General features: G+C 57.7%; 13 protein-coding genes, 1 tRNA gene and 1 pseudogene. All 15 read right to left on the reverse strand.

Going from position 1 to position 12,497, the window contains the following annotated elements; translation table 11 throughout:
* Positions 1–80: 80 nt before the first annotated feature.
* Positions 81–1,751 (reverse strand): terminase gpA endonuclease subunit, encoded by a 1,671-nt coding sequence (locus tag K227x_RS28770; protein ID WP_218933625.1) that lies wholly within the window; start codon positions 1,749–1,751, stop codon positions 81–83.
* Between the two features lie 514 nt (positions 1,752–2,265).
* On the reverse strand, positions 2,266–2,556 hold the full coding sequence (locus K227x_RS28775; protein ID WP_145176255.1) for a hypothetical protein: 291 nt from the start codon (positions 2,554–2,556) through the stop codon (positions 2,266–2,268).
* A 125-nt stretch (positions 2,557–2,681) separates the two neighbouring features.
* Positions 2,682–3,749, reverse strand: coding sequence for a hypothetical protein (locus K227x_RS28780; protein ID WP_145176258.1), 1,068 nt, complete (start codon positions 3,747–3,749; stop codon positions 2,682–2,684).
* A complete protein-coding gene (locus K227x_RS28785) occupies positions 3,746–3,955 on the reverse strand; it encodes a hypothetical protein (RefSeq protein WP_145176261.1) in 210 nt (69 codons plus the stop codon). Before K227x_RS28785 ends, K227x_RS28780 begins: the two co-directional genes overlap by 4 nt.
* A gap of 67 nt (positions 3,956–4,022) precedes the next feature.
* Positions 4,023–4,616 carry a hypothetical protein gene (locus K227x_RS28790; RefSeq protein ID WP_145176264.1) on the reverse strand — a complete coding sequence of 198 codons (594 nt, stop codon included), beginning with the start codon at positions 4,614–4,616 and terminating at the stop codon, positions 4,023–4,025.
* A 468-nt stretch (positions 4,617–5,084) separates the two neighbouring features.
* Positions 5,085–5,513, reverse strand: coding sequence for a hypothetical protein (locus K227x_RS28795; protein WP_145176267.1), 429 nt, complete (start codon positions 5,511–5,513; stop codon positions 5,085–5,087).
* A 152-nt stretch (positions 5,514–5,665) separates the two neighbouring features.
* Positions 5,666–6,457, reverse strand: a complete 792-nt coding sequence (locus K227x_RS31340; RefSeq protein WP_246146363.1) for a hypothetical protein — start codon at positions 6,455–6,457, stop codon at positions 5,666–5,668.
* Positions 6,458–6,631: 174 nt separating this feature from the next.
* Positions 6,632–7,003 (reverse strand): annotated as a pseudogene (locus K227x_RS31675) (HNH endonuclease signature motif containing protein); the annotation flags it as partial.
* 540 nt (positions 7,004–7,543) lie between these two features.
* Positions 7,544–7,840, reverse strand: a complete 297-nt coding sequence (locus K227x_RS28805; RefSeq protein ID WP_145176273.1) for a hypothetical protein — start codon at positions 7,838–7,840, stop codon at positions 7,544–7,546.
* Between the two features lie 38 nt (positions 7,841–7,878).
* Positions 7,879–8,472, reverse strand: coding sequence for a hypothetical protein (locus K227x_RS28810; RefSeq protein ID WP_145176276.1), 594 nt, complete (start codon positions 8,470–8,472; stop codon positions 7,879–7,881).
* A 57-nt stretch (positions 8,473–8,529) separates the two neighbouring features.
* Positions 8,530–9,810 carry a hypothetical protein gene (locus tag K227x_RS28815; protein ID WP_145176279.1) on the reverse strand — a complete coding sequence of 427 codons (1,281 nt, stop codon included), beginning with the start codon at positions 9,808–9,810 and terminating at the stop codon, positions 8,530–8,532.
* Positions 9,811–9,973: 163 nt separating this feature from the next.
* Entirely contained in the window at positions 9,974–10,735 is a 762-nt protein-coding gene (locus K227x_RS28820) for a DUF3102 domain-containing protein (RefSeq protein WP_145176282.1), read from the reverse strand.
* A gap of 86 nt (positions 10,736–10,821) precedes the next feature.
* Positions 10,822–11,022, reverse strand: a complete 201-nt coding sequence (locus K227x_RS28825; protein ID WP_145176285.1) for a hypothetical protein — start codon at positions 11,020–11,022, stop codon at positions 10,822–10,824.
* Between the two features lie 338 nt (positions 11,023–11,360).
* Positions 11,361–12,104, reverse strand: a complete 744-nt coding sequence (locus K227x_RS28830; protein WP_145176288.1) for a hypothetical protein — start codon at positions 12,102–12,104, stop codon at positions 11,361–11,363.
* 158 nt (positions 12,105–12,262) lie between these two features.
* A tRNA-Arg gene (locus tag K227x_RS28835) sits at positions 12,263–12,336 on the reverse strand.
* Positions 12,337–12,497 lie beyond the last annotated feature (161 nt).

Raw genomic sequence — 12,497 nt, forward strand, 5'->3', positions numbered from 1 at the left:
TGATCGAGAGGCATTTGGGGCAACGGGATTTCGCCGCTGTGATGTCCACGGTGGGGCCGGGGTTTTTCTGCGTCATTTTTTCATCCGATGTTTAGTGGGCTTGCGCCGTAAGATCTCTTCTTCGAACCTTTCGAAGCGGTTGCTTTCGGTGAGTTCTTTTCGAAAACGCCAAGGGTCGAAGCTAGAGCCATGCAGCCCACGGCCCCGTCCCAGTAGTCGTTTTCGATTTGGCCAGAATTGACGGCCTCCCATGCAATAAATTGATTGCCGTCCGCATCCTTCTTCTGGATTGGCTTTTCCGAAACGCAGCTCTCGCCAAACATCAGATGACTGGAAGGTGTGTCGTTGTAGAGAACAACGGCGCGATTGGATGACTCGGGAATAGATAGGCTTTCCGCGAACGAGGTCTTCCAGAAGTTCGTGTCGATGAGTAGCTCCTGATTCCCGCGTTGTCCCTTGGGTGGGTTGTAGAACGCACAATTCAAGCCACGAGTCTTTCGTGTCTTGCCGCCCTTGATCCGCTGCCAGTGCTGAGATTTCGCGTTGTACGCTTTGCCCTGCTGGGGATGCAGTCGGGCGCGGTGCACCGATTCTCGACAGATCCTGCGAACTTCGTGCGAGACAAGTTTCCATCCGACGTCGATGCCGGCCTTATCGATCGAGTACACCCGGTCACCGCAATAGTATTCTTGCGTCATCAAGTCATTGACCAACTCATCAAGCCCCATCGCAACTCGGTCGGCAATTGAAATCTCACCAAATTCGTCGGTCAGAGTTTTGGTCAATGATTGCTTTGTGAAATACGGGGTCATTTGGTCTGGAAAAGCGCCGTAGTCGATGACGTATCCGCGCCCTGTCATCGTGAAAGCCATCACGACGTATGGCAAAAACTCGTTTTGAACGTCAATGAACGCGGTCAGAATCTCGCATCCTTCGGGGACTTCCCGCCGTTTGAACGGCGAGACCCGTCGAGCAATCGCTTCGGCATCTAGTACGAACAGCTGGCTCTCGTCACCGCCCGCCACCGTTGGCGATAGCTGAAACTCTGCATTGAAGGAATCGGCGTCATCTAGCTTTTGCACCATCAATCCGTGGAGCGCCGACTGAAATAGCGACCTATCGAAATTGTCGGTCCAGAACAGTTCGGCGTCCTCGTGCATTGCCTTGAAATTTTCGGCTACGAACTTGGTCGATTTATCGTGCGGCAGATCGGCATCTAGTTCAAACCCGTACAGCTCTTCGAATTCGTTCCAGAGGCCGGTGTTAGAAGGGAACGTCTTGATGGCCGGAATCTTTTCGCCTCGCCAGTGCCGCGACTTCGATCGATCTACCATTTGGTCGGCGAGGTCTCCGCGCCTGATGATCGTCACCGCAGCAAACGCCGCGACCTTCCTTTCGCCACCTGCCAGTTTCAGGCAGTCTCCGTTCACGATGTCGAGGCGTTTCTTCGTTGCGTTTTTGCTTGCTGCGCTGGCTCGGGTTTGCGGATCGTCAACCAAAACTAGGTCCGGTCGTATCGTTTCACCGGTTGTCGCCAGATACTGCTGCCCGCGCATTCCGCCCAATAGCGATCCGCACGTGATCACGAACTCATTGGTGAGAACGCCATCGACGTGCCCGCTGGCGATCATCCCTTTTTGCCACACAACATTTGTTTTCTTTCCATTGACGTGCTGGCCTTCTGCGAGTGTCGAACGCCCGCCTAGTGATATCAAAGCATGCAGCTCATGCGCGTAATCAGCTTGAATCATCGGGTTCGTCAGAAGCACTTTCCTCAAGTTCGTCATCTGCTTCTTCGCTTCATCTGCCGTAGCAGAGAACATCGAAACGAATCGACGGCGTCGGGTCAGTACCGCCCAGATGATAGCGCGTACTAGAATCGACGACTTTCCGCCGCTTCTCATCAACGCAATCGCCTTGCAACCTCCATCCTCGATGGTCCGTTGAATCTGCCCGATAATCCGAACGTGGTCTGGTGAGAACTCACATCGGAATGTTTCGCGGTGGTACGTCTTCAGGTGGAACAGCAGCGATTCGTCAGACTGCCTACGACGCTCTGGATCGGCCAACCCGTCAGGCGGTAGACCAATATCCTGGCTACATCGGGTGGCTGCCTTCTGGGCATTCGATGAGGCGGCACGCATCTTGTCGGCGCGTGACACTACCAGCCCGGTCCCGGCCTCAATCTGGGCGATGCGGCTTTCAAGGAGTGCGAGATCGTCGTGTTCCTCGACCTCATCGAGCAGTGCGAGCAACTGCGCCCGGTCAGTCATCTGCGTCCAACGTGAGAGATTCGATCCGCTTTCGCAATTCGTCTTTCCGCTCCGACAAGTTCAGATTCAGATTGACCCGTTGGGACACCTTGGGCTTCTGGTCGAGGTTGATCTTGTCGAACGCGGCCAGCGCCTTTGATGCTGAGATCAGTTCGCGATTCGTGGAGTTTGGATCAAGCACAATCAGGAACAATTTCTTGATGGTCGCTTCTCGATACTCTTCCGTGATCGGCCATCGCTCGTTCGCGGCTTTCGCAGCGAGAACGCAATCGGCTCTGGACATGGTTTCCTTTTCCACGATTTCCCCTACCCCCTGAACCTGTAGCGCTTCGTTAATGAGTTTTCCTGCCTGTTCCCGCTGATGGTCTCAGTAGTGCGATCTCCAGGTAGTACCTACGGCCCATCGGTCTACCTCAGCATCTGAGCGCCAGGCTCAACGATGACGTCTGTGCGTCGCCACACGAGGTCTCCTTCGCTCCAGCACTCGACCGTGTACATCCCGGGCCACGGTTTCTGCTGTTGCTCAATCGGCTCGCCGTACATTCGGTCGTTCGGCACCAGCTCTAGCAGTGCGTAGCCGTCCTCGTCCGTCTCCGACTCCAGCCGCGTCGACGTGTAGAGGGCGCCGTTCAGTCCCGCGTAGTGGTTCGGTAGTCGAGCGATGACCGTTCCGTTGACTACTGGCTTGCCGTCGGGCGTCTTGAAGTAACAGTGAACCGCTGCCATCGTTGGATCGGTTGGTTCGCTGATCACCGGCAGTAGCAGGCTGACGCTGTACGTCTTGTCTTCCCCGTCGATCTCGATCGTGACCGTTGCCTCTGTGATGTAGAGACCGGGTGGGGTGACGATGAAGGTGTGACTTCCGTCCGCAAGGTGGAACTCCGCCTCACCGTTCTCGTTGGTGAACGCTTTCAGGGAAGTGCCTGCCAGTTGGAACGCTACGCCGCCTACCCCCGATGTTCCGTCGGTTGTCGCTTCGATGGTCAGTTTGCGTCGGACTCCACTGGTAACGCCCGATGATGCCTCTAGGCTCGACAGTTCGGGATCGTAGGATCCGCCACCGGTGTTGAGTTCGCTCATCGCAACAGCGTCTGCGGTGTCGCCCCGGGCAATGGCCCGCATCCACGAACTCAATCGGGTGATCCCCGCTAGCACTGACCGCACACCGTCGACCATTCCGCCTGATCGTTCGATTCGAGCCACGACGTCATCAGCGATGAACGGGCCAACGGTATCAGCCAGGACGATGGTGCCATGCTCGATGATGGTTGCGCCATCGTCGACCGTGTATCGGCAATCGCCCTCGATGGCTTCGGTGATGGTCGCTTCGAACACGCCGTTGGCCTGCGCCGTCTCGGTCAGGGCGTCGCCAGCACCGTTTAGCTCGGCATCGCCCCCAGCATCAAACAGCGAGACCGTCAGCCCGGTTTCGCCGGATCGATGGGGGAAGATGAAGCGTGCGATAGTGGCTGTCATGCTTGGTTCTCTTGGTTGCTGTCCGTCTGCTCGGCTTCATTCGCCGCTCGTTTCGCCTGCTGCCACTCGGTTCGGTGACGTTTGATCGTCGTTTTTGAAATGTGGACGCGTTGGCTAATCTGAGCGAGGCCCAATCCCTGCTCAAAGAAATGGTGAAGCCGCTTTAGTTCGGCGTCCGTGGTGTGCTTGCCTGGGAGCGCTGGCATTCAGTCGTGCTCGTTTTGCGAACGGGATATACATCAGTGCCCGAAGTATCCGACGCATATGGGGCCACTAGCAACTGGCGCGGTGCCGAATGACATCGACCACGATCGTCCCTTCAACGCCCAACCGCTTTGCGATCAACGGCTGTTGAACACCGTCGTCGGCTAGCGCGATGATCTCCCGACGCAGTTTGTCTGGGATCTCACCCGCGTCCTCTGGTCGATCGGAAACGCAGTCGGAACGCCATACCGGTACCCGCCTCCGGTTGGATCCAGGGACCGCAAACGCACCGAAGTCGGAAAGGTCGACTTGGTTCTTGGTCGGTCGAATCACACCTCGGTGGGATCGTTCAATCGTTTCCCCGTCTTCGCGTTCCCTGGCCAAGTCGATCACGGGCGTCGGCATACCGGTGGCGTCGATCTTGGTCAGACGATCCAACCACCGCCAGAACGAGAATCGACCAGTCCCCGCGATGCGTTCACGAGTCGTCTCGATCTCGAATCTGCAGATGATCCCCAGGTCGTGCTGCTCGAACTTCTGGAAGATCACCCGCCCAGTGTCGTGCCCCCAAAGGGGACTCAGATTTGCCGATCCCACGTCACGCTGAATCGCGTTGATGATCTTCTTGGCCGGCGTCTCAAAGACGGCTGCAAACGAATCCAAAGCACTCTCCCCGAATGAAACCCATCAACTTGTCACTGATGGTCGGGGCGGGGCAGATCCATTCGCAATGGATGCGGCGAAGATGTGTTGCAGCCGACACCCCGGGGGAACCCCTGAAAACCTGGGGGGCGCCCCCCGGGTTTAGCCCTACTGCCGGACGGTCGAGATCGGGGGGCGCTCAATACTCGGGGGGCGCCCCCCAGGTTTCTATTTCTCAGAGAAATATTATCGCGCAGAGAAATAACACGTAAAACACGGGGATCTACGTATTTGAAAACGCCGTTTTCGGTTTATTGCGAAATCGGGGGGCGCGTCGTTTCGGCCCGTTTCGGGGCTGCTTCCCATGTCTCCGAAGCAAAAAAGCCCGCTGTATCGTCGCGGGACTCATGGTGCCAGCCGTTGCAGAAAGGCACCCACGCACCGCCCCCGTAGTCACTCCCGGTGAGGGGCGGCGATTGGCGGTCAGGCTTACTCGGCTTCTTGGCCGAAACGCTCAAGCATCCAAATCAGAATGCTCTCGATCGACTGATCGAATGCGTCACCGGTATCCGCCCCAAACCGCTGGACGACCTCGGCCAGCTCTGTCGCAATCATCTGGTTGATCGTGCCGATGTAACGCAGCTCAACCTGATCGCCGACAAATCCAATCACTCTCGAAACGCGAGGCGACGTGTTTGCGTCCACGAACAATTGCGGGGTCAACTGGACCATGAATGTCGAGATGTCCCTGACCAGCATGCGATAGCAAACGTTGTCTGGCAGGACGGCGGGCGGGCCAGCTGAATCATCTGACTTGGCTATGTCGTCGACGCGAGAGATCAGGAGTTCCAACTGGAATCGCGAGAAGTTCAGCGTGGATGGGTCGGCAGTGACCGGACTTGCGGAAGACAGCAACATGGGAAGAGCCCTAGATGGTGAGACAAATTATCGGTCTCCCGTTCGCGAGCGCCAGATTCATCTGGTGAACGCGGTCAATCAACGTGTTGCAGACGTTGATCGACACCCGAATCATTACCGATCCGAATCGGCCCGTCAATCGGAATCCGTGGTCAGATCATCATTTCCATCGCCGACGTGAAGCCAACAGGCGGGGATGTGCACACCGGTAACAGGATCCGGCACCCGCTGGTCGTCATGACCACGCCCGGTCGGCGCCCGGTAGGCTCAAGCCAGATCTCCACTCGGTCACCTGACTCCGCCATTGCGGCCTGACGAACATGACGCAGGTCTAAGTACATACCGAACGCTCGACCGACATAGCCGACATCAAGTGCCATCTGCGAAAACCCGGTCCTGGGGTGCCCCGCTGACAGCACTGCACACCCGCTGGAGAACTGCAAATGGCAAGCATTTGCTTCGTAAGGCGTGAGTGGACGCGACTGACGAACCGCCAATAGCAGATCCTTCTTAGGGATGGATGCCTTGGCCGTCGCATCAACCAAAGCAGAATCGATGACGCCGAGCCGGTGAGGAGTTGCCGAGATCCAAGGGGCAGTGTGAATCGCAGCGCCGCTTCTAAAGATCACTTCCTCTTGGTTGGCCGTGATGCTTGTGGTGATACCCAAGGACGATGCAATGACTTTTTCGCGATCGCGAGAGCTGATCATCGCGGTGAAATCCCGACTGGACGTCTGAACCGGAACTGCGATAACCGCGACACGGGCATCGTCGCTGGCGCTGACCGTAAAAGTTCCACCGATGCACGCGATCTGCACAAACTTAGACCGCTGAACGGCGGTGCGAACAGTATTGATTGCGTGACGAAGGGGCCCCGACTGAACCGTCACGCCACTGCCGTCGTCATACGCTTGGGCGTCGGCGTGGGCCATGGGCGCGGGCATCCATGACTTCCCTAGCCGAACAGCCCCCACGCACTCGTTGGACACTCCGAGTCGATTCGCGATGTCGCCATTTGTCTTTTCGCTCGACCGAATGAACTCTACGTCCGCATCGGTAAGTTTAGCGTTGGTTGATTGCTCGCCACGGATGCCCCTCCGGTAAACCCGAGCGTGTGTGCTGTGCGTGACTAGACCCAAATTGCCGACCGCGCAGTTCGTCTTGTCCCCGTCCCGATGAACAATGACAACGCCGTCTGGTAGCTCGCCCCGGAAAGTTTTGACAATGACGCGTGCACGTGACTCACCACTGCGAACCTTACCGTCGAAAAACCGGCACGAGTTTGCGTCGGCACAACGACGCAGTCTCCCGAACGGCTTTTTTGAAGTGCGCGATCTGCGAGACCAGATGCCCCCGGTGATGTCGCAAAAATAGCCAGGATGGCCTGTGATGGGCCTCAAGCAGCAGATCCAGCCTGGAGGCGACAACTGCTCGCACGCACGACTGCGGGGCTGTCTAGATCGCTTACGTTTTGCTTTTTTCTTTGCCATTCGCAAATGAAAGACGGCAGGCAGGTCACGGTCAACGATCGCCTCTCGTTGCGACTATTTGGCCTCGACGACTCCGATGATGTCTGAGACTCCCAAGGAGCCGTCTTGGCAGTTGTGGAATGACTCCTTTGAAACGGCGGCGCCGGGCCGATGGCACACGCCCGAGTCCAGAACGGTCATCAGGACCACCTGCCCATCAGACAAGGAGAACGAACCAACTGGGCCGTGATGGGTCTCCCCGCAGACCCGGCATTTGTACTCGAACGCGCGCTCTACCGTTTGACTTTCTGACGATGCCTCGGGACGCTCACCAGTAAGCGCGTCTCTCAGCCGCTGGATCGACACGGAGTCGTCTTGAGGGGCGAGCGTGCCCTCTTCGTGTGCGCGAACAACGCGAGCCGCAGCTTCCGTGAGTCGGATGAATTTAGACCGAAGTTGGTCAGCTGGCATTCGTTCGGGCGAGTCGTCTGGTCGCATCAGGTTTTGATCCAGTTCAGAGGTTGGCGAGTGAGTATCTCGCCGAACGTATCAACGGATCCATCAATTGGAAGTCAGAGCGACCACCCGGTCAGCAAGCGTGCCAGCCGGATCTGATTTCACCGCTCGCGAGACGCCAAGTTCTTTCGCGACGGCCTCGGCTGTCGATTTCGGTTTTTGCGTTTTTTCCCGTGTTTCACTCGAACCCTCAGGTTGAGGGTTCGAGCGGGCGTTTGGAATTAAATTCGCTTTTGCGTCCTGCTTTCTGTCGTTGAAAATCCGCCCCCGAAGGATCGCCATCTCGCCGTCAGACACGTTGCGGAATATGCGTTTTTCCCCGTGTTTCACTCGAAGTGCCAAGTTGGCACTTCGAGGACCGATCAGACGAAATACCTACCTCAATCGCCCATCGTCCAATCAGGCAGCAGCCGCGCTACAGCCTCCATGATGTCGAGCGTGGCCTCGCGGTCGTATTCCGCGTCAGGGCGGCTCAGGGCGTCTCCTGTGCCGTCGAGGAACTCGTCACTGCCGTCCCACACCTGATGACCTCCGATCGTCAGGAATCGATCGTGAAGGACGTCCCAGACGGCGAATGGTTTCAGACCGTCGCAGACCTGGCGCATATCGACGATGCGGAACGCTGGCTTGGCGTGATCGGAGTCGGCAAACCATGCGTCCATGAATTGCCCCACGTTCTGCGTGCGCTGGCGCCGAACCATGCGCCACTGATTGGCTGCATCGGCAACGATGTCGAAGACGTTTTCTCCCTTGGGGCCATCGAAGCATTCGAGGCTCGACATCGGCCAACCCATGGGGCCGTAGATCGTGGCCATCGAGATGTAGTCTGCGCTTCGATAGTGGATCTCATCGAGGAGTTCTTTAAGAGGCATGTCGTTGGGTGTCTTCTCCTCCATGGCGTATTCAATGAGAGCGATATCGAAGAAGCGCTGGAGGTTCGGTCTTGTGGGGATCTCGATTTGGTTCGCGTTCATCGAAAAGTTCATGCAAGGGAGGGGTTGAAGTTAGGTCACGTCTGTCGGTCGTTGGATTTACTTCGCGCGAACCAACGACTCGAACCCGAGAAGCTCCGCGCCGACTTCACGGATTAGGCCGGCAGCCATCTCGACCGACGACTCGCCAACGAGGATGCCATCGTGCAGGGGCAGGCATGCCACGCCACGCCCGACGAGGGATCCGTACGCCCGATTCATCGTCTGACCTTCCAAGCGGCTGAGGAAGTGCGACAGACCGCTTGGCCCCTTCTCGCTTTTGCGGAGGCGGTTGATCAGAGCCGCCAGCTTCGGAAAGGTTTTGGAGAATGATTTCCACATCGGTCGGGCGCAAACCCGCCAATCGATTCCGAACAGCAGCTGCCGCTGCGCTTCCACCTTCACGGAGTCGCGATCGGCTGAGGTGTCCATCGGCATCTGAGTCGCATCGGCTAGCCACTCGTACCACTGGCCCGATTGCAGCAAGGACACCAGACGCCGTTTTTCGGCTGATTCCGGGAGCTGTCCCGCCAAAAAGGTGAAGTACGATGCCGCCACGTCAGCTTCGGCCAATCGCTCACCGCCGATCCTGAGCAGTCGGCGTAGCTCACGGGGGCACTGCGTCAACGAGTGGTAGCAGCGGCCAGCCAGAACGCGAACCTTACGAATAACGCCGCTGACGACGCACCGGCGCTGGTACATGTACCCGTGTTCGCGCGGGCTCAGTCGGCTTTCGTGGCTGCGATCACCAGACAGCGTCGTTAGCCAGCCGCTCGATCGAGGAAATTCGATTTTCGAGAGCGATTCAAAGACCGATCGCCCCATTGAGGTCCTGCCTAGATAGTCAGTCGGCAGATCGTATTGATTAGCCTCGCACCAATCGGCCCAATGCACTGCGCGATTGTGAAGCCAGCCACCATCGATCAGATGGATAGTCCGTAGTGAGGGAGGCAGGTAGAGGGCGGGAAGACAGGGGAGAGTGGCACTATCTGGTGCCCCGATTTCTACACCGCGCAAACCGACGAATTTGTGGACGGCAGCCGACCGTTGACGCTCTGCCGGAGCTACCTGTTTGATCATCGGACAGGACCGAATCGCACTCGCTGTCGCCGCTCTAGAGTTGCTGCTGGATGTGGCCGTCAGCCGCTTCTGGTTGATCGAAAACTCACCGGATTTCAACCAGGTTCGAAAGCCAATGGCAAGTTCGTTCTTCGCGTGGATGTTCCGCACATTGTCGCCCAGCCAGTCGGCGAAGTCGGTATGGATGGGCACTCGCCAATCATGCTGACCTATCTCGTAGGTGCGTAGGCACGCGTGAGTCTTGCTTTTGGGGTCGTTCATCGGGATACTTCGGTTGGCTTTGGTGATCGCGGTGGCCAGTGGCCTGTGAGGGGACTTATTTCCCTGGCCACCGCGACCCATTTAGTTTTCTTGCTTCTGGCACGCTGCCTTAGGCTTTGCGGTATCCGATCGATCGGGACCGCTAGCAACTCTGGCGCTAGCCCTAGGCCGCGTAGACAGTCCGCTTGACCATCTGCCCCAGCGCGACGATCGCCAACTCGGCTTCTTCGTGGCCAAGGTGATCACGGGCGATTTTGAGACGCTCCTGATACTCGTCGTCGGTCATCGCGTCTCGTGCGGCGGATAGTGCAGCGACCCAGACCCACGTTTCCGCGTCGGGACCATCGAGCGTTTGACGATCAGCGTCGTACTCACGCGACCAATCGATCAGGATGGCCGCGTCTAGCTCCATCGCGATTTGGTACCGCAGCCATGCCTGAGGCCGCGTGACGCGCCCAGCGAGGATGTGATCCGGCCCCATGCAGTAGATGCCGTCCCCGCTTCGGATGGCGGCAGTAACTTCCTGACGAATCACAGCCGTCCAAAACTCATCGATTGCGGGCCACACCAGTTCAACAGCTGGATGCTGGATCAGATCGCCACGGTAGTAGGGAGCGGCAATCAGTCGCTCCGCTTGTCGGATCGTCAAAACGGACGCGCGTGTCCGTTTTGGCTCGATGGAGTTCCAATTGCGATCGATGGACATGTAGCGTCGAGCGGTGCGTTCGACGAAGTGACAGTTCTTCGATACCCACTCCGAAAATTCGCCGTGTGGCAGTCGTTCCTTGACCGCGTTCAGGGTAGCGCCGGCATCCCGAGCGTGCTTGATCGCCTCGGTTGCGGAGGCAATTGCTGCATCGTGGGCAGCGTTGATCCGCTGGGCAGCGGCGGTCAGATCAGTAATGGCTGCTAGTGTCGTGGTCATGCTTAGGTGCTTCGTTCTGGTGTTGTGGATGCCGCCATCGGCTTTGAGGCGGCGCAAAATCTCCCGTTTTTGCGTTGTTGGTTTGGCTACTTGTCCGACGTTGCCGGAATGGTCTCGGCCTGCATTTCTTCACGCAGACGCCGTTGCTTCTTTGCAGCGATCAGGACGGCTGCCGCTGCTGCTGCGAACGCATTCACGTTTGCTTCGGCGATATGCCCGCCTGGATTCGTCGACTCTCTCAGAGTGAAATCGGGCGGAGCGGCCTTGGTGGTCGCTGGACGGATCACGATCGACGCCTCGATCTCTTGGTCGGCGACGGGGGCATGAGGAACCGAACCTCGATTCCATGCCCATGTAGCTCATCATGCGATCTTGCTACTTCGTCTCGGTCGCCGTCATCTGCGGCGTGCATCATCGAGCAGATGCAGGCGAGGACGTCGGCGATCTCTCGCATCCTCATGTCGCGTCGTGAAATGGTTGCCATCGGGTTGCTCCAGGGAATGTAGAACTCACTGGAAGCCCGTCCTCGTGTTGCGTTTTGTTGCGTTTTGAAAACGCAACACGCACCGCAACTACATAAAAAAAGCCCGCGTTTTGCGGGCTAGAAAGTTTTTCTGGTGTTTTTTCAACTCTGTTGCGTTTTGCGTCGGAAATGCAGATCCGCATCGTGGACCTGTTCCATTCCGACACGGCGGTGTTCGCCGCACTCGAACTCTTCTCGGATCGCCTTCCACTTCTTGCTCCGGCTTAAGACGGACCTGTCTTTGCGAACGGCAATCGCGATTTTTGCGTCGGACATATTTGGATTCTGCGTCAGTAGAGCCCTAGCCGTTTCGATCCACACATTGTTCCTTCGCTTTGGCTTATCCCCGCCTACGGCTGCACTGTCAGCTGGATCAGGTGTCGCTGTCAGTTGTTCAATGGCTTCGTCGACGGTCAGAGCCACGACATTCTGCCTCGGCAATCCAGTCTTCTCGGTCAAATGAGTGATGATTCGCTTGGCTGCGTCCTTCGGTTCCATGGCGTAGTCGCCCAGTTCCGCCTTGACCGCTGCGATAACCATTCTGGTATTCGCCTCTCGCTTGATGGCGGAGACTTGATCGACCGAATGGTGTTGGTGACTCGCCTCACCCGCTGCGAAGTCCAACCGGTAGCGAAACGTCTCGGCGATGACTCGGCGGCGATCCGCTGCCGCTCGCTCCCAGTCTTCCTGCCTTTGCCGATCGAGTCGCTGTTGAATGTCTCGCTCTTGGGCGGATTCAGCAGCCTCGGCTAGGCCCGCAGTGATTGATTGGTGCAGGTCCGTCGCGAACTCGGCGGATCGCTTGGCTGGTCCGTCGCTGAACGGCGATATGGTTGCGCTCTTCATCTTCTTTTCCCCGTGGTGATTGGATGCCGCCCTGACCATCGGCACCCACGGGTTGACTGCCGCTGGCCAGGGTAGCTGCCGGTTCATGACTTCCGACGGTTTCAATCTACCGCGAGCGCAAAGAGCAGGCCAGCGCACTTTGCACTGGCCTGACGCAATACCCCGAAGAGGATTCGAACCTCCGACCACCTCGTTAGGAATGAGGTGCTCTGTCCAGCTGAGCTACCGGGGCTTTGTCGCGGTTAAGCGACGAACTTCACTATTGTAAGGGGCAACCTAGTAACTTGAACGACGCGCCAGGAATGAGCTGCTCTGTCCAGCTGAGCTACCGGGGCGTTGTCGCGGTGAAGCGACGAACTTGACCATTCTAAGCGGGGACGCCGCGGGACTTGA

Source organism: Rubripirellula lacrimiformis (assembly GCF_007741535.1).
GTDB classification, from domain to species: Bacteria; Planctomycetota; Planctomycetia; order Pirellulales; family Pirellulaceae; genus Rubripirellula; species Rubripirellula lacrimiformis.